This is a genomic window from Aeromicrobium sp. (genome assembly GCF_036676885.1).
In the GTDB taxonomy this organism is placed as follows: Bacteria; Actinomycetota; Actinomycetes; order Propionibacteriales; family Nocardioidaceae; genus Aeromicrobium.
In genome coordinates, this window is the sequence record NZ_JAKFCB010000285.1 from 1 (window position 1) to 1,632 (window position 1,632).

Annotated in this window: 2 protein-coding genes and 1 tRNA gene; 1 reads left to right on the top strand and 2 read right to left on the bottom strand. The window is 67.4% G+C overall.

The features are described from left to right. Positions 1 to 40: 40 nt before the first annotated feature. Positions 41 to 114, bottom strand: a tRNA-Pro gene (locus V6M46_RS12905). Between the two features lie 161 nt (positions 115 to 275). On the opposite strand from V6M46_RS12905, the gene V6M46_RS12910 reads away from it, so the two are divergent. After that, a complete protein-coding gene (locus V6M46_RS12910; RefSeq protein WP_332665730.1) occupies positions 276 to 992 on the top strand; it encodes a group I intron-associated PD-(D/E)XK endonuclease in 717 nt (238 codons plus the stop codon). Positions 993 to 998: 6 nt separating this feature from the next. On the opposite strand, the gene V6M46_RS12915 is transcribed toward V6M46_RS12910, so the two are convergent. Beyond that, a partial coding sequence (locus V6M46_RS12915; protein WP_332665731.1) for a hypothetical protein occupies positions 999 to 1,632 on the bottom strand: 634 nt, incomplete at its 5' end.

Genomic DNA, 1,632 nt, shown 5'->3' on the forward strand with positions numbered 1-1,632 from the left:
CTCCGATTCGGGAGACCGCCTCTGAACCTCTACTTCTCGGTCGGGCTGACAGGATTTGAACCTGCGACCCCGTGACCCCCAGTCACGTGCGCTACCAAGCTGCGCCACAGCCCGTTTGCCCGCAGTTGAGCCGAGCGGGACGACCTTACACGGTCACCGATCGATGCTGGGAATCGGCGTCACCTTGTGAGCGCGCTCCGCAGGATTCAGGTACGGGCGCGTCGGTCGAGAGTGCCTTCGACCCTCCTGTCGGGGGTCACAAATAGCTTGCCCGCATGCGGCGCTACTCGGACGACGACCTGATTCGCGCGATGAAGTCATCGACGTCCTGGCGGGGAGTGCTGCGGATGCTCGGCCTGCGGTCATCGTCGGCCGGGGCGATGCGCTCGGTACGCGCTCACGCGGACCGGCTCGAGCTGAGCTACAGCCACTTCCGTGGCCAGCGGCGGTGGACTGACCGACAGCTGATGGAGGCCGTCGCCTCCTCCGCGACCTGGTCGCAGGTCACGGTCGCGTTAGGGCTCACCGGGAGTTCGGCAACGACGACACTCCGCGGGCATGCCGTCAGGCTCGGGCTCAGCACCGCTCACTTGACTACTGCGGCGACCGAAGCGCCGACTGATCGCGACATCCGACCGCAGTACGTTCACCTCGCGAGAGCAGGCTCGTTGATGGCAGCAGCCTGGTTCGAGCTCTGTGGCTTCCCGGTGTCATGGCCGCTCGAGCCGTCCCGGTACGACCTTCTCGTGTGGCGCGGAGGTCGCGCTGACCGCGTCCAGGTCAAGACCACCACCGTGCGGGACGGGTCGACATGGCAGGTTCGGCTGTCGACCACACGCAAGGAAGTCCGCACCTACGGCCCGGAGGAGATCGAGCAGTTCTCCATCATCGACGGCGACTACAACCACTACCTCATCCCGGTCGAGGTCGTTGGCGGGCTCGTCGCCATCAACCTGTCCGCGTACCGGGCCTACCTGCTCCCACGCGCCTGACCTGGCTCAGGGACGCAGCGACGACGTGTCGACGGCGACGAAAGCCGAGGCGGGGATCTTCTTGAGGTCCTCGATCATCCGGACCGGCCAGTGCGCGTTCTGCTCGCCCTGGAAGAACCACGGCGAACCGTTGTCGGCGAGCACGAGGCCGTATTTCTTCATGGCGCGGACGACGACCCGGGCGCGGGGGCCGAGGTGTGACGCGTCGTACCCGGCGCGGAGCCGGAAGCGCGCGCCCATCGGCGGGTAGTTCCAGCTGTTGGTCGATCCGGCGTGATGCCGTGCCGGCCAGAGGTGGTGGTTGCTGGTGACGTCGGTGGTGAACCGGATGGCGTGGTCGACGGTGCCGGCCTCGACCTCGTTCCACCTCAACAGCCCGGGAAGGATCGGCAAGCCGGCGGCGTCTGCCGACGTCCAGGTGTCCGGACGCAGGCGGTTGCTAGTCAGTGACCAGGTGGCCCCGGAGCCGGCCCGCCAGCCGGCCGCAGTCTTCCGCGTCGCCCAGGTCTCGTACAGTCGGCAGGTGGCCTTGTTGACGATGATCGCGTGCCGATCGCCGTCGGAGTTCCGTCCGCCCTCGATCCGGGTGTCGGCGCCGAGCGGGTAACGCACGTGGTCGCTCTCGTCGGAGTAGTCGAAG

What these genes read in the sequence shown, in the direction of transcription:
- V6M46_RS12910 (WP_332665730.1), top strand. Translation starts at nt 276, where the DNA reads ATGCGGCGCTACTCGGACGACGACCTGATTCGCGCGATGAAGTCATCG.